General features: G+C 40.8%; 16 protein-coding genes and 6 tRNA genes. 11 read left to right on the forward strand and 11 right to left on the reverse strand.

The window, feature by feature from the left end; all coding sequences use genetic code 11:
• Positions 1 to 11 precede the first annotated feature (11 nt).
• The 7 genes from OC457_RS12815 to orn all read right to left on the reverse strand — a co-directional run bounded on the left by OC457_RS12815 (position 12) and on the right by orn (position 1,360).
• A tRNA-Gly gene (locus OC457_RS12815) sits at positions 12 to 87 on the reverse strand.
• A 22-nt stretch (positions 88 to 109) separates the two neighbouring features.
• Positions 110 to 186, reverse strand: a tRNA-Met gene (locus OC457_RS12820).
• Positions 187 to 259: 73 nt separating this feature from the next.
• Positions 260 to 335: transfer RNA gene (locus OC457_RS12825), tRNA-Gly, on the reverse strand.
• 22 nt (positions 336 to 357) lie between these two features.
• Positions 358 to 434: transfer RNA gene (locus OC457_RS12830), tRNA-Met, on the reverse strand.
• Between the two features lie 73 nt (positions 435 to 507).
• A tRNA-Gly gene (locus tag OC457_RS12835) sits at positions 508 to 583 on the reverse strand.
• Positions 584 to 606: 23 nt separating this feature from the next.
• Positions 607 to 683: transfer RNA gene (locus tag OC457_RS12840), tRNA-Met, on the reverse strand.
• 131 nt (positions 684 to 814) lie between these two features.
• The gene (gene orn / locus OC457_RS12845) at positions 815 to 1,360 is read right to left on the reverse strand and encodes an oligoribonuclease (protein WP_080175009.1); all 546 of its coding nucleotides are present in this window, start codon (positions 1,358 to 1,360) and stop codon (positions 815 to 817) included.
• A 72-nt stretch (positions 1,361 to 1,432) separates the two neighbouring features.
• On the opposite strand from orn, the gene rsgA reads away from it, so the two are divergent.
• The 3 genes from rsgA (at position 1,433) to OC457_RS12860 (ending at position 4,554) form a co-directional block, all read left to right on the forward strand.
• Positions 1,433 to 2,485: a small ribosomal subunit biogenesis GTPase RsgA gene (gene rsgA, locus OC457_RS12850; RefSeq protein ID WP_080175010.1), complete on the forward strand. Its 1,053-nt coding sequence runs from the start codon at positions 1,433 to 1,435 to the stop codon at positions 2,483 to 2,485.
• A gap of 226 nt (positions 2,486 to 2,711) precedes the next feature.
• A complete protein-coding gene (gene asd, locus OC457_RS12855; protein WP_080175054.1) occupies positions 2,712 to 3,578 on the forward strand; it encodes an archaetidylserine decarboxylase in 867 nt (288 codons plus the stop codon).
• 250 nt (positions 3,579 to 3,828) lie between these two features.
• Positions 3,829 to 4,554 carry a carbonic anhydrase gene (locus tag OC457_RS12860; protein WP_210436084.1) on the forward strand — a complete coding sequence of 242 codons (726 nt, stop codon included), beginning with the start codon at positions 3,829 to 3,831 and terminating at the stop codon, positions 4,552 to 4,554.
• A gap of 275 nt (positions 4,555 to 4,829) precedes the next feature.
• Here OC457_RS12860 and epmA read toward each other — a convergent pair whose 3' ends face one another.
• Positions 4,830 to 5,801 carry an elongation factor P--(R)-beta-lysine ligase gene (gene epmA, locus OC457_RS12865; RefSeq protein ID WP_080175011.1) on the reverse strand — a complete coding sequence of 324 codons (972 nt, stop codon included), beginning with the start codon at positions 5,799 to 5,801 and terminating at the stop codon, positions 4,830 to 4,832.
• Positions 5,802 to 6,366: 565 nt separating this feature from the next.
• Here epmA and frdA point away from each other — a divergent pair.
• Genes frdA through frdD form a run of 4 tightly spaced genes read left to right on the forward strand, consistent with a single transcriptional unit; the run spans position 6,367 to position 9,692 of the window.
• Complete coding sequence (frdA, locus tag OC457_RS12870; protein WP_080175012.1) at positions 6,367 to 8,190, forward strand: fumarate reductase (quinol) flavoprotein subunit; 1,824 nt, start codon at positions 6,367 to 6,369, stop codon at positions 8,188 to 8,190.
• A complete protein-coding gene (locus OC457_RS12875) occupies positions 8,190 to 8,930 on the forward strand; it encodes a succinate dehydrogenase/fumarate reductase iron-sulfur subunit (RefSeq protein ID WP_080175013.1) in 741 nt (246 codons plus the stop codon). The genes frdA and OC457_RS12875 overlap by 1 nt, the downstream gene beginning before the upstream one ends.
• Before the next feature lie 2 nt (positions 8,931 to 8,932).
• Complete coding sequence (gene frdC, locus OC457_RS12880; protein WP_080175014.1) at positions 8,933 to 9,316, forward strand: fumarate reductase subunit FrdC; 384 nt, start codon at positions 8,933 to 8,935, stop codon at positions 9,314 to 9,316.
• Positions 9,317 to 9,326: 10 nt separating this feature from the next.
• Positions 9,327 to 9,692: a fumarate reductase subunit FrdD gene (frdD, locus tag OC457_RS12885; protein WP_080158681.1), complete on the forward strand. Its 366-nt coding sequence runs from the start codon at positions 9,327 to 9,329 to the stop codon at positions 9,690 to 9,692.
• A 142-nt stretch (positions 9,693 to 9,834) separates the two neighbouring features.
• On the opposite strand, the gene efp is transcribed toward frdD, so the two are convergent.
• Positions 9,835 to 10,401 carry an elongation factor P gene (efp, locus tag OC457_RS12890; protein ID WP_045038111.1) on the reverse strand — a complete coding sequence of 189 codons (567 nt, stop codon included), beginning with the start codon at positions 10,399 to 10,401 and terminating at the stop codon, positions 9,835 to 9,837.
• A gap of 33 nt (positions 10,402 to 10,434) precedes the next feature.
• Here efp and epmB point away from each other — a divergent pair, with 33 nt between their 5' ends.
• The 3 genes from epmB (at position 10,435) to OC457_RS12905 (ending at position 13,688) form a co-directional block, all read left to right on the forward strand.
• On the forward strand, positions 10,435 to 11,457 hold the full coding sequence (gene epmB, locus OC457_RS12895) for an EF-P beta-lysylation protein EpmB (protein ID WP_080175015.1): 1,023 nt from the start codon (positions 10,435 to 10,437) through the stop codon (positions 11,455 to 11,457).
• A 461-nt stretch (positions 11,458 to 11,918) separates the two neighbouring features.
• On the forward strand, positions 11,919 to 12,821 hold the full coding sequence (gene rimK, locus OC457_RS12900; protein WP_080175016.1) for a 30S ribosomal protein S6--L-glutamate ligase: 903 nt from the start codon (positions 11,919 to 11,921) through the stop codon (positions 12,819 to 12,821).
• A gap of 414 nt (positions 12,822 to 13,235) precedes the next feature.
• Positions 13,236 to 13,688 (forward strand): molecular chaperone GroEL, encoded by a 453-nt coding sequence (locus OC457_RS12905; RefSeq protein ID WP_080175017.1) that lies wholly within the window; start codon positions 13,236 to 13,238, stop codon positions 13,686 to 13,688.
• A 981-nt stretch (positions 13,689 to 14,669) separates the two neighbouring features.
• On the opposite strand, the gene groL is transcribed toward OC457_RS12905, so the two are convergent.
• The gene (gene groL, locus OC457_RS12910; RefSeq protein WP_080175018.1) at positions 14,670 to 16,313 is read right to left on the reverse strand and encodes a chaperonin GroEL; all 1,644 of its coding nucleotides are present in this window, start codon (positions 16,311 to 16,313) and stop codon (positions 14,670 to 14,672) included.
• Positions 16,314 to 16,355: 42 nt separating this feature from the next.
• Positions 16,356 to 16,646 (reverse strand): co-chaperone GroES, encoded by a 291-nt coding sequence (locus OC457_RS12915; RefSeq protein ID WP_036788874.1) that lies wholly within the window; start codon positions 16,644 to 16,646, stop codon positions 16,356 to 16,358.
• 207 nt (positions 16,647 to 16,853) lie between these two features.
• Between OC457_RS12915 and OC457_RS12920 the strand changes: the two genes are divergently transcribed.
• A complete protein-coding gene (locus tag OC457_RS12920; protein WP_080175019.1) occupies positions 16,854 to 18,218 on the forward strand; it encodes an MATE family efflux transporter in 1,365 nt (454 codons plus the stop codon).
• Positions 18,219 to 18,221: the final 3 nt, after the last annotated feature.

Genomic DNA, 18,221 nt, shown 5'->3' on the forward strand with positions numbered 1-18,221 from the left:
GAATATCAATTTGGAGCGACACACGAGGTTCGAACTCGTGACCTCAACCTTGGCAAGGTTGCGCTCTACCAGCTGAGCTAGTGTCGCATCACATCTCTTAAAAGAGAATTGGTTGCGGGGGCCGGATTTGAACCAACGACCTTCGGGTTATGAGCCCGACGAGCTACCAAGCTGCTCCACCCCGCGTCCGATTTTTTCCACCTAGTTTAAGTTGGGTGACAACTATCTTTATTCACCGCCGTAGCCATGAATATCAATTTGGAGCGACACACGAGGTTCGAACTCGTGACCTCAACCTTGGCAAGGTTGCGCTCTACCAGCTGAGCTAGTGTCGCATCACATCTCTTAAAAGAGAATTGGTTGCGGGGGCCGGATTTGAACCAACGACCTTCGGGTTATGAGCCCGACGAGCTACCAAGCTGCTCCACCCCGCGTCCGATTTTTTCCACCTAGTTTAAGTTGGGTGACAACTATCTTTATTCACCGCCGTAGCCATGAATATCAATTTGGAGCGACACACGAGGTTCGAACTCGTGACCTCAACCTTGGCAAGGTTGCGCTCTACCAGCTGAGCTAGTGTCGCATCACATCTCTTTAAAAGAGAATTGGTTGCGGGGGCCGGATTTGAACCAACGACCTTCGGGTTATGAGCCCGACGAGCTACCAAGCTGCTCCACCCCGCGTCCGATTTACAACGAAAGAAAACAAACTCGTTATCTCCTTTCGAGGCTGCGCATTATACGACTAAAATTGTCGGATGCAATAGTTCTTAAACCAAAAAACGCAGATTTTTTTCTAACTGCTTATTTTCACATCAAATATTGAAAATATGCTCACGATAATAGCGTAACTCAGCAATTGAATCATGAATATCATCCAAGGCTAAGTGACTTCCTTGTTTAGAAAAACCATCAAGTAGCTCAGGCTTCCAACGACGCGTCAATTCTTTGAGTGTACTCACATCAAGATAACGATAATGAAAATACTGCTCAAGGATTGGCATGTGCTTATATAAGAAACGACGATCTTGCCCAATACTATTACCACAAATTGGTGATACGCCCTTTGGCACCCATTGCTCTAAAAAATCGATAGTTTGAGCAACTGCTTGTGCTTCTGTAATCGTACTTTGACGAATACGTTCGACTAAACCACTATTAGTATGTGTGGTTGTACACCAATCATCCATTTTTGCTAATTCAGCTTCTGGCTGATAAATAGCTAAAACTGGACCTTCCGCCAACACATTAAGCTGTGGATCGGTCACAACTGTGGCGATTTCAATGATTTTATGAGTTTCTGGATCTAATCCGGTCATTTCCAGATCAATCCAAATAAGATTCTGATCGCTGATTGTCATTCGATATTGCCTCTTTTGTGACTAAACCATGTATGATAATACCGAAAGCCAACCAAACAGAACGATATTCTTGTGGCAAAAAAGAAAAAATTAACTCAAGGTCAGAGCCGACGTGTTCGCTCTAACCAAAATAAGCGCCTAGATCGCGCTAAAAATGAAGTCCAATGGGATGAAGCTCTATTGGAAAATGCCCGTGAAGGGCTGGTTATTACTCGATTTGGTCAACACGCTGATGTTGAAGACCCATTAACGGGGATTATTCATCGCTGTAACCTACGTCGCAGTATTCAGAGCCTCGTTTCTGGAGACCGTGTCGTTTGGCGCCCAGGTGTTGAAGCATTACAAGGTATTGCTGGTGTTGTAGAAGCTGTACATGAACGTAAATCAATGCTAACGCGTCCTGATTACTATGATGGCGTTAAAGCGGTAGCTGCAAACGTTGACCGTATTGTGATTGTGTCATCAATACTGCCAGAGCTGTCGCTTAATATTATTGACCGCTACATTATTGCTGCTGAGACCATCGGTATTAAGCCTTTAATTGTGGTTAATAAAGTCGACTTACTAACACCAGAACAACGAGTTGATGTTGAACGTAAATTGACGCAATACCAAAACATTGGTTATAGCGTACGCTTAGTCAGTACCGATACTGGTGAAGGGCTAGATGATCTGAAAGTAGATTTAAAAGATCATGTCAGTATCTTTGCCGGTCAATCTGGTGTTGGCAAATCAAGTATGGTCAATGCGTTAATGCCAGATGTTGAAGCGGATATAGGTGATGTTTCAACTAACTCTGGTTTAGGTCAACACACCACAACGGCGGCAAGATTATACCACTTTGCCGATGGTGGCGATTTAATTGACTCACCGGGAGTACGTGAATTTGGTTTATGGCATTTAGAGCCAGAACATATTACGGAAGCTTTTGTTGAGTTTCGTCAATATTTAGGTGGTTGTAAATTCCGTGACTGTAAACACGGCAACGATCCTGGTTGTATCATTCGCGAAGCAGTTGAACGTGGTGATATTAGTCGTGATCGCTATAACAGTTACCATAAAATCATTGAAAGTATGTCGGAAACTGTGGCGAACCGTCAATTTTCGCGTAATAAACCAAACTGATAATAAATATTAAGCCTAAGAGAAATTTATTGTTTCCTTAGGCTTATTTTTTACTTCTCTCAATTTATATCAACACGACAAACTTGAATTATCCACATCTGAGGTAACGCCAGAATAACTGACAATATATAAATAGTTCGGTATTATCGCGGGTTGACGTTATTCTTCCAAATAAGCAAAGAATAACTAACTTATTGATTAATTAATATTTAGTGGAAGAATGATTGTGTTAAATAAGATTAAGATTGGCCTTCAATATAGCATTCCCAAACATGCATTAACTCGCCTAGTGGGTAAACTAGCAGCTTATGAAGGTGGAAAACTGACCACGACCATTATTCGTTGGTTCATCAAACAATATAACGTCAACATGGCAGAAGCGCGGAATTCTGATCCTGCTGCTTACCCTACTTTCAACGCTTTTTTCGTGCGTGAACTACAGGAAGGGGCTCGTCCAATTAATAATGACCCACATATTATTAGCCATCCAGCTGATGCATGTGTAAGTCAATTTGGTCCAATTAAAGCTGGCCGTTTATTCCAAGCCAAAGGCCACTATTTTAATGCTTGTGAATTATTAGGCGGTGATAGCGATTTAGCTGATGAGTTTATGGGGGGAGAATTCGCAACATTATATCTTTCACCTAGTGACTACCATCGTGTGCATATGCCATGTGATGGTGTATTACGCCAAATGATTTATATTCCAGGTGATCTCTTTTCAGTAAATCCATTAACAGCAGCTAATGTACCTAATTTATTTGCTCGTAATGAACGAGTGGTATGTATCTTTGAAACTGAATTTGGCCCATTAGCTCAAATACTGGTTGGTGCAACGATCGTCGGTAGCATCGAAACAGTATGGGCTGGCACTGTTACACCACCAACAAGCCCTGAAATACGTCGCTGGAATTACCCAGTATCAGGTGAGCAAGCAATTAGTTTGAAAAAAGGTCAAGAAATGGGGCGATTCAAACTTGGCTCAACGGTCATTAATTTATTCCCTAAAAACAGCATTCGCTTTGTAGAAAACATGCAACCACGTCAAGTGACGCGCATGGGACAACCTTATGCTGAACACCTAATTAAATAACAATATAAAAATCTATACGGGGTAATCATTACCCCGTATCTCTCATTATTACCTTTTGTTTTAACCTTCTTTTTATTAACCAATATTATTTATCCCAGCTTTTTATATCACCGTTATAAATCAAGCCTATTCCTTTAGTGTATTTTTCAATACCAAATCAAAAGATTACTGTGCTAACGTTAGCACTTCATCTCGTAGATCAAATGCTATTATTAGGTCAAAATAACTCTCATATTCATAGGTGATCATCATGAAAAAAAACACAGCGTCAGCATTAGTACTCGCTTTAGCGACCTGCTTTTCTCTTTCTGCACATGCCAATGTTGCATGGGGATATGGCGACCAACAAGGTAGTGAGCACTGGGTTGAAAGTTATCCTGCTTGTGGCGGTGAAAACCAAAGCCCGATTGATATTCAATCACCAATTCAAGCTCAAACACAGCCACTACAAATTAACTATGATGGTAAAATTACCAGCTTAACCAATAATGGTCATACTATCTCAGCCAATGTCAGTGGTGATAATACATTGGTTATTGATGGTGATACTTACACGCTTAAACAGTTTCATTTTCATACACCTTCTGAAAACTATATTGATGGCAAACAATACCCGCTAGAAGCGCACTTTGTTAACGTTGATGCAACCGGACATATTGCTGTTATTTCAGTGATGTTTGAAAATGGGCCTCGTGCAAATAATGAATTAACCACCTTACTTAAAACTATTCCAACGAAAGGTGAGACTATCGATTTTAATGATGATCTAACACCTAATGCACTATTGCCGCGTGAACGTCAATATTTCCGTTACAATGGCTCATTAACCACGCCACCTTGTACTGAAGGTGTTCGTTGGTATGTTATGCAAAGTCATCTCACCAGTTCAGCGGCTCAAATAGAACAACTAAATCAAATGATGGGAAATAATAATCGTCCATTACAGCCCATTAATGCGCGTATTGTGATCGACTAACCACTTATTGCAAATGATAATCAGTTGTAATAAGTAAGAAGGAACGGTATAGTTAATTCACGGTTAAAACGCCTTGAAATCCTACTTGCCGTTTTACTTAATTTATATTTACATCAAATAAAATCTGCGATGCACATTCCCTCTGTATGAAACTAGTGCTCAATCATGACTAACATCAGCTGGCGTATATGAGTATTTGATGACAAAAAAAGCACAGTTCTTGTTGCCGTGCTTTTTTACATCTCTATCTTTTGAGTCAAGATGCAAGGTAGTCTTTACGCTATTTCGATCGGGAACGCCGTTACTTGATCAATATGATCACGTTCTAATGCCAGCATAATCACGCGATCAATGCCTAATGCCACTCCAGCACAATCAGGAAACCCTGCCCGTAATGCCTCAACAAGATGCATGTCGATAGGTTGTGGCTGCAATCCCATACTCAACCGCTTTTGATTATCAGCTTCAAAACGCTGTAATTGCTCATCGCCATTAGCGAGTTCATGAAAACCATTGGCTAATTCAATACCGTTAAAATACACCTCAAATCGTTCAGCTACGCGTGAATCTTGTGGATTAATTTGCGCTAATGCCGCTTGTGAAGCAGGAAAATCATACACAAAAGCGGGGACTGTTTGACCTATTTTCGCTTCAACACCCACACTAAACAGTAGCTGTAATAATGTATCGCGATCTTGCTCGTGCTCAGCAATATCAGCCAATCCTAATTGAGCAGCCACCACTTTAAGTTCCGCCATCGAACCTTCTAATGGACATACGCCTAGTACATCAATAAAAGCTTGTTGATAAGTCATTTTTTCTGCCGCACCGCAACCTAATACTTGCTGTAACAACAAATCCATCTCAGCCATCAATTGATGATGATCAAATCCAGGTCGATACCACTCTAACATCGTAAATTCAGGGTTATGGTAACGTCCTGATTCTTCATTTCTAAAGGACTTACAAATCTGATAAATGGCGCCACTTCCTGCAGCTAATAGCCGTTTCATGTGAAATTCAGGACTGGTCATTAAATACAATGTTTGTCCAGCGGCATAGCCCGGGCCAACAAATTCAGTTTTAAACGCATGTAGATGTACATCTGTCACTGTCGCCTGACTCATCGCTGGCGTATCCACTTCTATAACATCACGATCCGCAAAAAACTGACGAATGGTTGCGAGTAAAACAGCACGTTGTCTTAATTGTGCGATCTCCGCAGTCGGCTGCCAAGGCTGAGACATAAACGTTTCTTCTTATATAAAAGGAAATAATGGTCTGATTCTAACAAAGCCACGCTCTTAACCAAATATTGACCACTTTATATTTCGCTACCCCATCGAAAATTATGATTAAAAATGAACAGCATTAACAAAAATAGCGTCACTATCTTATGAAAATGAATATTTAAAAACACAAATATCAGCACAACAACAAACAACTAACCAACAAAAAACAGTTCAGAGTTAACAAAAAATACACATAAAGAGGTCGCACTGTGCAGCTTATGGCTTATTAAATCTTTTACCATAAGGCGCCGCCACTAATTTATGAAACACATTATTAATGAGCCATAAACAATTAACACCAAACAAAACAACCTGTTAACAATGAATAAACATGAAAAATTGTGACAATAATCACAAACTTTGTAATCAGCTTACATTTTTTGATTATTTCGTTAAAAAGACGCGTCTACATCATATTTTCTCTTAATGAGGTTTCATAAAATACGCGCAGGATTTCAAGGATAGGTACGCATGACGTACCTTTTCATTTTTTTACCGTCTTAATCTTCGGAGGATAGCTGTGAAGACTATTACCACAGATATCGCTGTAATTGGCGCGGGTGGTGCAGGCTTACGTTCTGCCATCGCTGCTGCAGAAGCAAACCCAGAATTAGAAATTGCACTTATTTCAAAAGTCTACCCAATGCGTTCGCACACCGTTGCCGCTGAAGGTGGTTCTGCTGCTGTTATCAAAGACGAAGATAGCTTTGATAATCACTTCAACGATACCGTTGGTGGTGGTGACTGGCTATGCGAACAAGATGTGGTTGAATATTTCGTAGAGAATTCAACCCGCGAAATGATTCAAATGGAACAATGGGGCTGCCCATGGAGCCGTAAAGAAAACGGTGAAGTGAACGTACGTCGTTTTGGTGGTATGAAAGTTGAGCGTACATGGTTTGCGGCAGATAAAACTGGCTTCCATATGCTACACACCCTATTCCAGACTTCTATCAAATACCCACAAATCAAACGTTATGATGAATATTTCGTGGTTGATCTTCTTGTTGAAGGTGACGAAATTCAAGGTTTGATCGCTATTCACATGGCTGAAGGCGAACTGGTTTGTATCAAAGCAAAATCAGTGATCCTAGCTACAGGTGGCGCGGGTCGCGTTTACCATTGTAATACTAACGGCGGTATTGTAACTGGCGATGGTATGGCAATGGCATTCCGTCACGGTGTACCACTACGTGATATGGAATTTGTTCAATACCACCCAACGGGTCTACCAGGTACTGGTATTTTGATGACTGAAGGTTGTCGTGGTGAAGGTGGTATTATCGTTAATAAAAACGGTTACCGTTACCTACAAGATTATGGTATGGGCCCTGAAACACCAGTGGGTCATCCAAAAAATAAATATATGGAACTGGGTCCTCGTGACAAAGTTTCACAAGCGTTCTGGCATGAGCAGCAAAAAGGCAACACTATTCAGCACCCTCTTGGTGATGTAGTAATGCTTGATTTACGCCATCTTGGTGAAGAATACCTGCATGAGCGTCTACCGTTTATCTGTGAACTTGCTAAAGCTTACGTAAACGTTGATCCAGCAAAAGAGCCTATTCCAATTCGCCCAACCGTACACTACACCATGGGTGGTATTGAAACGAATGGTGCATGTGAAACCCGCATTAAAGGTCTATTTGCTGTTGGCGAATGTGCATCAGTTGGTCTTCACGGTGCTAACCGTCTAGGTTCTAACTCTCTAGCTGAGTTCGTCGTATTTGGTCGCGTTGCAGGTGAACACGCAGTACAACACGCAGAAACATTTAAAGGCTGGAACGACGCTTCAATCAACGCCCAAATCGATGCAGTACAAGCACGAATTGATGCTCTAATGGCACAAGAAGGCGATGAGAACTGGGCTCAAATCCGTACTGAAATGGGTCATACCATGGAAGCGGGTTGTGGTATCTACCGTCAACAAGATTTGATGCAAGCGACCATTGATAAACTTGCAGAGCTTAAACAACGCTTTAAACATATTAGCATTCAAGATAAAGGCCAAGTCTTTAACACTGATCTATTGTATGCAATTGAAGTGGGTTACGGTCTTGATGTTGCAGAAGCAATGGCACACTCAGCGATTCTACGTACAGAATCTCGTGGTGCGCACCAGCGTCTAGATGACGGTTGTACTGAACGTGACGATGTGAACTTCCTAAAACATAGCTTGGCATTCTATAACAATGGCGATGCGCCAATTATTGATTACAGCGATGTGAAGATCACTAAATCACAGCCAAAAGCTCGTTTGTATGGTGCAGAAGCAGAAGCTCACGAAGCACATGAAAAAGCACAACAAGCAGCACAATCAGAAGTTCAAGAGGAAAAGGCATAATGTCAGACAATCGCATTCAAAAAGTTGAAATTCTGCGTTATGACCCAGCAACAGATGCAGAACCGTATTTACAAGCATTTGAAGTACCATTCAATGAAACCATGTCAGTACTTGATGCATTAGGTTACATCAAAGACCATCTTGATAAGCATTTAAGCTATCGCTGGTCTTGCCGTATGGCAATCTGTGGTTCATGTGGCATGATGGTTAACGGCGTACCTAAATTAGCTTGTAAGAGTTTCCTTCGTGACTACCCTAACGGCGTTAAAATTGAGCCGCTAGCAAACTTTGCGATCGAAAAAGATCTTATTGTTGATATGACTCCTTTCATTGAGCGTCTTGAAGCAATTAAACCTTACATTATTGGTAACGATCGTACACCTGAAGACGGTACTAACCTTCAGACGCCTGAGCAAATGGCTAAATACAAGCAATTTGCTGGCTGTATTAATTGTGGCCTTTGCTACGCAGCATGCCCACAATTTGGTTTAAACCCTGAATTTATCGGCCCAGCGGCGCTAACATTGGCACACCGTTACAACCTTGATAGTCGCGACCATGGTCAACATGAGCGTATGGCATTGATCAACAGTGAAAATGGTGCATGGGGCTGTACATTCGTGGGTTACTGTTCTGAAGTATGTCCAAAGAGTGTTGATCCAGCAGCAGCTGTAAACCAAGGCAAAGTGGAATCATCAAAAGATTTCGTTATTGCAATGTTGAAGCCTCAGGAGGCATAAGGATGAGCAACCGTAAACCTTACGTTCGTGAAATGACGCGTACTTGGTGGAAAGACAGTTCTTTTTACCGTTTTTACATGCTGCGTGAAGCTACTGTATTACCGCTAATTTTCTTTACTATCTGCTTAACCTTTGGCTTAGGTTGTTTAGTAAAAGGTCCTGAAGCATGGCAAGGTTGGCTAAACTTTATGGCTAACCCAATTGTGATCATTCTAAATATTATTGCGTTGGCGGGTAGTTTATTCCACGCACAAACATTCTTTAGCATGATGCCGCAAGTGGTGCCAATTCGCATTAAAGGCAAGAAATTAGATAAGCGAATTATCGTTCTTGCACAGTGGGCAGTTGTTGCTGTCATCACCGCCATTGTTTTAGCGCTAGTTTAAGGAGCTGCTCGTGATTAATTTACATCCAAAACGTTCCGATGAGCCTGTTTGGTGGAGTTTATTTGGTGCCGGTGGTACTTGGTTTGCAATGATCACTCCTGTGACTATTTTAGTACTAGGGATCATGGTCCCACTCGGTATTATTAGTCCAGAAGCAGTTAGCTATGATCGCGCTGCAGATTTCGCAACTAGCTTTATTGGCGCATTATTTGTGATTGCAACCTTATCACTACCAATGTGGCATGGTATGCACCGTCTACACCATGGTATGCATGACCTTAAGTTCCATACAGGTGTTGTCGGTAAAATCGCTTGTTACGCGGCGGCGTTCCTAGTGACTGCACTATCAATTATCTTTGTGTTCATGATTAAATAATCACTGATACACAATCTAAAAAAGCACCGCTTGCGGTGCTTTTTTTATGGCTGTTATTTAAAGATTTTAAAACATCATCGCTCTAAATTACGCCCAACAAAAAAGGCCGCCAAAGCGACCTTTTTTAAAGCTCAATATGAAATTACTTCACACGGCTTACGTATTCACCTGAACGAGTATCAACTTTGATAACTTCGCCAATTGCGATGAATAAAGGAACACGTACTACAGCGCCTGTAGTTAGTGTTGCTGGCTTACCACCAGTACCTTGTGTATCGCCTTTAAGACCAGGATCTGTCTCTGTTACTTCAAGCTCAACAAAGTTTTGAGGAGTAACAACGATAGGGTTACCGTTCCAAAGCGTTAGCGTACACGCATCGTTCTCAACTAACCATTTCGCATTATCACCAACAGCTTTAACGTCTGCTGCGATTTGCTCAAATGTTTCATTGTTCATGAAATGGTAGAATTCACCGTCGTTATATAGGTAATCAAGTTCAGTATCGATTACGTCCGCAGCTTCAACTGACTCACCTGATTTAAACGTTTTTTCAAGAACTTTACCTGAAATAAGTTTACGAATTCGTACGCGGTTGAACGCTTGACCTTTACCAGGCTTAACAAATTCGTTTTCGATAATGACACATGGTTCATTATCAAGCATAATTTTCATTCCGCTGCGGAATTCATTGGTGCTGAAAGACGCCATTCTAATCCTCTTAACATCTTCGAGTTGTATTTAATGTCGCATATCATACCCCGAAACGTGCCATCTGTTGAGCAAAACTGGCTGAATGATCTAGCTAATGCGATATCTGATCCGTTAAAGCTACTCAATTGGCTTAAAATTGATCCAACACCTTGGCAAAAAGGCCTCACCGCTAAAAATTTATTTGCGCTTCGCGTTCCTGTAAGTTTTGTCGAAAGAATGGAAGTTGGCAACCCATACGATCCATTGTTGCGCCAAGTGCTACCGCTAGAGCAAGAATTTGAAGTACATCAAGGCTACTCAACCGATCCTCTTGATGAGCAAGACAACCCCATTCCAGGGCTATTACACAAGTATCACAATCGCGTATTAATGATAGTTAAAGGCGGTTGTGCCGTGAATTGCCGCTATTGCTTTCGACGCCACTTTCCTTATCAAAATAACAAAGGTAATAAAACTGTCTGGCAGCAAAGTATTGATTACATCGCAACCCAACCACAAATTAATGAAGTGATTTTATCCGGTGGCGATCCACTAATGGCAAAAGATCACGAATTAACATGGCTGCTAGAACATATTGCCGCGATTCCACATATTAAGCGGTTACGTATCCATAGCCGCTTGCCCGTGGTTATTCCACATCGAATTACCGCTGCGCTGTGTGAATTATTTGCAAATAGTCGCTTACAAATCATCATGGTGACCCATATTAACCATGCTAATGAAATCAATCACGATCTCACTACTGCAATGACACAGCTCAAGTTAGCAAAGGTCACACTGCTAAACCAAAGCGTACTTCTTAAAGGGGTTAATGACTCCGTCACAGCGCTAACAGACCTCAGCGAAGCCTTATTTGACGCAGGAATACTGCCTTATTACTTACACGTACTGGATCACGTACAAGGCGCTGCACACTTCTTTGTCAGTGATCAACAAGCACGTACCCTAATGGCAGGGTTAATTAACAATGTTTCAGGCTATCTCGTTCCTACATTAGCGCGTGAGATTGGCGGTAGAAACAGTAAAACCCCACTTGACCTTTACCTCGAATAATCACTATTGGTGGATCTTTTTGCCTCACTAGACCTAATTTCCCTTATTCTTTCATCTGCTTATTGCTGACTCATCATTACGAGTCAGCAATAACGCCACCTTAATATCAGCGCTAATCCATAACGTACAGCTTTTCCCATTAAAAACACCAAAAACATACACTTACTTTTACGCCTATCATAACCCTCACAATAATAAATCGTAAGCCATTGTTTTATAATGAATGTACAGCTTGTACAGCTTTTTATGTTATATATCTCAAAAGCAATTAGCCCATGATGTTACTTTTAATTTATTGCTAATTTTTTGCAGCTCACCATTAAAAAAAATCATCGTGGCAGATCTCGATTTTTTATTGATTTACGTGCATAGTCGCGCCTCATCCAGCAGCCCTTTATCGTATTAGGCGTTCGCCAAACGTCGTCGCTGCTGCCAACTCGCTCCCTAACATGAGTATCGCAATGAAAATTGGCATTTTGTCACAGGACGCAAACTTATATTCAACCCGCCGTTTGCGTGAGGCTTGTCAACAACGAGGCCATGAAGCGGTTATTATCAATGCCCTTCGCTGTTATATGAACATCAACTCAGTCCAACCATCAATTCATTTTGAAGGCACTGATCTTATTGGCTTTGATGCCATCATTCCCCGTATTGGCTCAGACATTACCTTTTATGGTTGTGCAGTATTACGTCAATTTGAAATGATGGATGTGTTTTCTGTAAATCAATCTATTGCGATTTCACGCTCTCGTGACAAATTACGTTCATTACAATTATTGAGTCGCCAAGGTGTTGGCATGCCAGTGACTGGTTTTGCGAGTAAACCTGATGATGTATTAGATCTGATTAAAATGGTTGGCGGTGCACCATTAGTTATTAAACTATTGGAGGGCACTCAAGGCATTGGAGTCGTACTTGCGGAAACCCAAAAAGCGGCGGAAAGTGTTATTGAAGCATTTATGGGCTTAAAAGCCCACATTATGGTTCAAGAATATATAGAAGAAGCCGGTGGTGCAGATATTCGTTGTTTTGTGATTGGTGATAAAGTCATTGCCTCAATGAAACGTCAAGCAGCAGAAGGCGAGTTCCGTTCAAACTTACACCGCGGTGGTAGCGCGTCATTAGTTCGCATTACCCCAGAGGAACGTAAAACAGCGATTGCCGCAGCCAAAGCCATGGGACTCAGTGTCGCTGGGGTTGATTTATTACGCTCTAAACGTGGACCGCTGATCATGGAGGTTAACTCCTCTCCAGGTCTAGAAGGCATTGAAGCGGCAACAGGCAAAGATATCGCAGGTATGATTATTGACTATATTGAAAAAAATGCCGGAAAGAGCCGTCGTCACTTGCAAAATCAATAACTTAAAATGAATCTAATCTAATAAGCAGCCTTTTATGGCTGCTTTTTTATTACTTAGATAATAACGAACACATTTTATCAAAAAAATCAGCTAAAAGGTGTACGTTTTCACTGTTTTATAATAAAAGCAAAACCATAATATAACTCATTGATATTAAACAAAAAATAAACGTACAGCTTTTTATGGTTTTTACCCAACGAACTAAAGCTTTAAGCTTTCCATGTTACAATTACCTAAATCAGTCATACTCTACAAAATCTCTCTTTGATACCATCCTCAAAGAGAGTATTACCGACAATAATGTGACCGCTAGAACACACAATCATCAAGGTATTGATTAGTGCTACCTCATATAATCAAATTACGCTAACGTATAAACCATATAGTGTTCATAAAACAAAGAAAGGATAAGTAATGATTGATTTTAATTATGCCGTTGAAATGGTAGAAGATGAACAGGCATATAGCATGGGGCAGGTAAATACCAATGACGTTCCAGCAGAAGCGCTTACCACTTATACCCAGCTACTATCACAATTACTACAACAGCCAGAACAAGGTAAGCGTTATGCCGGATTTGGCTTTGAAGGTGCAGAGAAATTAGCATTCAGTGCCTTACAAATTACCGAACACGATCAAATTGGTGCAGGGATGGTTTATAACCCAGACGATAATGGTGACAATTTTGTCTTAATTGGCCGTGTCTTCTTTAGCATCAAAGAAAGTAAAGTTTCATTCAACATGGAACCAAATGCTGATGATGTACTCGTGCAAGGTGATGTTGACTTACGTGGTTACATTCAATCATTTGTGATTTGCTTTATGGCGGCATGGGTTGCTTTAAATCAAGAACATCTACCTAACTAATGAGTGATCGCTATCTTCGTTAGCGCACATATTTAGATTGCCTCTGTTTATTACAGGGGCTTTTTTTATCTCACCGATTAACAACGGTCTTTGAGTTAAGCTCCCCTTTTAACATTGTACAGCTATATTTTATATTTTCAGCTTTTTTATGTACATAACTAAAGAATCCAATGTCATTATTAAAAATACATGTAAGGTGCTGATTATTATAAACAAAATAATCGTACAGCTTTTCATGCTTTTTACCACAGTAACTTCGTCTCATGGTGTTACTTTAACAGCCACTTATACTCTTCCGAAAAAGTTTAAATTTAATACTCATTAGATACTCAATACACCAATACTATGAAGCTATGAAGCTATGAAGCTATGAAGCTATGGAATTTTAACATACCTTTTCATCGCTCAATTTACTTACAAATAATCAGCTAAAAGCTATATTTTTCACAAAAAACCACTAAAACATAAAATAAAAGCATAACAATTAAAAATATAATATTAATTAAAAAGCAAATAAAAAATTAAATAGCCATACAGTTACTTAAAACACCCACGAACAGTAAAAAGATTAAATATATAGTTAAAGTTGTACTTGGTCATTTTTTGTTTTTTATCTATACGTTTATTCCAATCGTGATCAGGTTTAATTTATTGAATACTGGGCTTAACTCTATTGTGAACAATATAATCGTTCTAGCCATTATAAACTGTTCACCTTTTTGCAAAAAATTCAGCTAATAGATGTACGTTTTTCTCGTGCTTTCCATTATTTCCAAATACTTATTTAAGTTATTGTTTTTATTTGGTTTTATTTTCGTGCAGCTTTTTGAGGAATATTCCCAGTGAACTGTGTACATCAGATAGGTAACAAGAAGGGAGAGAGGGGAAAATAACAATAATAAAAAAGTCGAGCTATGCTCGACTTTTATGACACAGATATTTATAACACAGAGATCTTAATCTCTAAGGTTATAAATGGGCTTACATCATACCGCCCATGCCACCCATGCCGCCCATACCGCCCATATCAGGCATAGAAGGAGCATCAGAGGCTTTATCAGTGATCATCGCTTCTGTCGTGATCATAAGACCCGCTACAGAGGCTGCAAACTGAAGTGCTGAACGGGTAACTTTTGTTGGGTCAAGAATACCCATATCAATCATATCGCCATATTCGCCCGTTGCAGCGTTGTAACCATAGTTACCTTCACCAGCGCGAACATTATTAGCAACAACAGATTCTTCATCACCTGCGTTCTTAACAATTTGACGAAGTGGAGCTTCCATTGCACGAAGTGCTACACGAATACCCACATTTTGCTCTTCGTTATCACCAACAAGGTTAACAACTTTAGACGCAGCACGGATAAGTGCTACACCACCACCCGCTACAACGCCTTCTTCAACCGCAGCACGAGTTGCATGTAGTGCATCTTCTACGCGATCTTTCTTCTCTTTCATTTCAACTTCAGTTGCAGCGCCAACCTTGATAACAGCGACACCGCCAGCAAGTTTAGCTACACGCTCTTGAAGTTTTTCTTTGTCGTAATCAGACGTTGCATCTTCGATTTGTTGACGAATCTGAGCAACACGCCCTTGAATCATTGTTTCTTCACCAGCACCATCAATGATAGTGGTAGTTTCTTTGGTAATCGTAATACGCTTAGCTTGACCAAGATCTTCTAGCTGAACTTTTTCAAGCTCTAGACCAATCTCTTCAGAGATAACAGTACCTGATGTTAGTACCGCGATATCTTGTAGCATTGCTTTACGACGATCGCCAAAGCCAGGTGCTTTAACAGCAGCAACTTTAACGATACCACGCATGTTGTTCACAACTAATGTTGCTAGCGCTTCGCCTTCAACGTCTTCTGCAACGATAAGTAGTGGACGAGATGCTTTTGCTACGCCCTCTAGTGCAGGAAGAAGCTCACGAATGTTCGATACTTTCTTATCAACCAATAGGATAAATGGACTTTCTAGATCCACAGAGCCCGCTTCTTGGTTGTTGATGAAGTATGGAGATAGGTAACCACGGTCAAACTGCATACCTTCAACAACATCTAGCTCGTCTTGAAGTGCTTGACCTTCTTCAACCGTAATAACACCATCACGGCCTACTTTTTCCATTGCTTCTGCAATAAGGTTACCAACAGTTGTGTCAGAGTTTGCAGAGATAGTACCTACTTGCGCGATAGCTTTGGTATCAGCACAAGGAACAGATAATGCTTTTAGTTCTTCAACCGCAGCAACAACAGCTTTGTCGATACCACGCTTAAGATCCATTGGGTTCATACCCGCAGCAACGGCTTTTAGACCTTCAGCAATAATTGCTTGTGCAAGTACTGTTGCTGTTGTTGTACCGTCGCCCGCAGCGTCATTTGCTTGTGAAGCAACTTCTTTAACCATTTGTGCGCCCATGTTTTGGAACTTATCTTCAAGTTCAATTTCACGAGCAACAGAAACACCATCTTTAGTGATAGTAGGTGCACCAAATGATTTATCTAATACAACATTACGGCCTTTAGGACCTAATGTTACTTTTACCGCATCAGCCAGAATATTTACGCCTTCTAGCATTTTAATTCGTGCGTCGTTACCAAACTTAACGTCTTTAGCAGCCATCTTGGGATTTCCTTTCTTAATTTTTAATTTAATGTGATCGGATTATTCAACGATTGCCATAATGTCATTTTCAGACATGATAAGAACTTCTTTACCGTCAATTTTTTCAGTTTTAGTGCCGTAGCCTTCTGCAAAAATAACCACGTCGCCCACTTGTACATCTAGTGGTTGTACGGTGCCATTTTCTAGAATGCGACCTTTACCTACAGCAAGAATTTTACCGCGAGTAGATTTTTCAGCCGCAGAACCAGTTAACACGATGCCACCGGCAGACTTAGATTCAACTTCTTGGCGTTCAACGATAACACGGTCGTGTAAAGGACGAATGTTCATTGGTCGTCTCTCCTGATAATTAAGGTAATGTCCATGATTTGAAGCCAACAAGCACTCACTTGTATGACTTTCTATATGGGTAAGATGTTGGGTCTAATTTCTAAATCCCAAGGTTAAAGGCGCTTTTTTTTGTTATTTATTTGAGAAATTTTGCCCGATCACACACTTTGCATTAGGGTATGCGGGCATCCTTATTTTGAGACCATTATGGCAACACTACCCAAGTCAGATAAACATGGATTATTATCAGCCCCCATTCCTGATGCATTACGTCGTTTAACGGTGCCAATGGTATTTGGCATGATTGCGATTTTAATGTTTAACTTAGTTGATACTTTTTTTATTTCACGCTTGGGCACTAATGCACTTGCCGCTGTTAGTTTTACCTTTCCCGTCACCTTTGGTTTGAACTGTATCACTATGGGAATGAACGTGGGTATATCAACCAGTATTGGACGTATGCTCGGTCAAGGTGATAGCCACAGTGCCGCACGTATAACCACGCATGGACTATTATTGAGCCTGTTATTAATGATCATAGGTTCGATCATTGGCTTACTCACCATTAAGCCTTTATTTACCTTAATGGGTGCATCAAGTGAATTATTACCGATCATCGAGCAATATATGACGGTATGGTACATCGCGATCCCGTTACTGGTGATCCCAATGGCAGGAAATAGTGCCATTCGCGCAACGGGTGATGCTAAAAGCCCAGCGAAGATCATGGTGATCGCAGGGGTTATTAACGGCTTATTAGATCCGCTATTGATCTTTGGTTACGGTCCTTTTCCTGCATTAGGCGTAAAAGGCGCAGCCATTGCTAGTGGTATTAGTTGGATATTTGCCCTTATCGCCTCATTACATCTGCTTTATAACCGTGAGAAATTACTGATTTTTCCGCAGTGGCGTAGATTAAAAAATGATTGGCAGCAAATCTTGCATATTGGTGCTCCCGCGGGTTTATCAACAGCACTAAACCCACTCTCTGGCGCTTTATTAATGGCCATGCTAGCGAGCCAAAGTACTGCATCAGTTGCCGCTTATGGTGCTGCAATGCGAGTTGAATCATTATTAGTGATCGTAATGATGGCACTCAGTTCGGCATTAATGCCTTTTATGGCGCAAAACTTAGGCGCACAAAAGCCACAACGAGCATTTAGCGCACTGTTTACTGCTATGCATTTTGCTATCGGCTTTCAATTATTAGTTTTTATTGCGATGGTGCCACTGAGCATGCCGCTGGCAGCACTATTTTCCAAAGACAGCGTAGTTCAAAATCAATTGTGGCATTATTTATTAGTCGTTCCTGCCAGTTATGGATTGCAGGCCATTTGCATGCTGCTCATTAGTGCATTAAATGCCTTACATAAAACAATTAATGCTCTATGTTGGAATCTATTACGACTTTTTGTATTACTCGTGCCCGCCGCATGGATAGGTAGCTATATTTATGGCACTGAGGGATTGTTTATTGGTATTACTATCGCAAATATCATCAGTGGTATTGGTGCTTATTGTTACGCATTAAAACTCCGTAAAAACACACTGTCATCACCACCATTAATATGAATA

Source organism: Photobacterium toruni (assembly GCF_024529955.1).
Taxonomy (GTDB): Bacteria; Pseudomonadota; Gammaproteobacteria; order Enterobacterales; family Vibrionaceae; genus Photobacterium; species Photobacterium toruni.

Bases quoted from the DNA above. Each gene is read 5' to 3' on its own strand.
- orn (WP_080175009.1), bottom strand. From the start codon at position 1,360: ATGACAATCAGCGATCAGAATCTTATTTGGATTGATCTGGAAATGACC.
- OC457_RS12860 (WP_210436084.1), top strand. From the start codon at position 3,829: ATGAAAAAAAACACAGCGTCAGCATTAGTACTCGCTTTAGCGACCTGC.
- epmA (WP_080175011.1), bottom strand. From the start codon at position 5,801: ATGTCTCAGCCTTGGCAGCCGACTGCGGAGATCGCACAATTAAGACAA.
- OC457_RS12875 (WP_080175013.1), top strand. From the start codon at position 8,190: ATGTCAGACAATCGCATTCAAAAAGTTGAAATTCTGCGTTATGACCCA.
- frdC (WP_080175014.1), top strand. From the start codon at position 8,933: ATGAGCAACCGTAAACCTTACGTTCGTGAAATGACGCGTACTTGGTGG.
- efp (WP_045038111.1), bottom strand. From the start codon at position 10,401: ATGGCGTCTTTCAGCACCAATGAATTCCGCAGCGGAATGAAAATTATG.
- epmB (WP_080175015.1), top strand. From the start codon at position 10,435: ATGTCGCATATCATACCCCGAAACGTGCCATCTGTTGAGCAAAACTGG.
- rimK (WP_080175016.1), top strand. From the start codon at position 11,919: ATGAAAATTGGCATTTTGTCACAGGACGCAAACTTATATTCAACCCGC.
- OC457_RS12905 (WP_080175017.1), top strand. From the start codon at position 13,236: ATGATTGATTTTAATTATGCCGTTGAAATGGTAGAAGATGAACAGGCA.
- groL (WP_080175018.1), bottom strand. From the start codon at position 16,313: ATGGCTGCTAAAGACGTTAAGTTTGGTAACGACGCACGAATTAAAATG.
- OC457_RS12915 (WP_036788874.1), bottom strand. From the start codon at position 16,646: ATGAACATTCGTCCTTTACACGACCGTGTTATCGTTGAACGCCAAGAA.
- OC457_RS12920 (WP_080175019.1), top strand. From the start codon at position 16,854: ATGGCAACACTACCCAAGTCAGATAAACATGGATTATTATCAGCCCCC.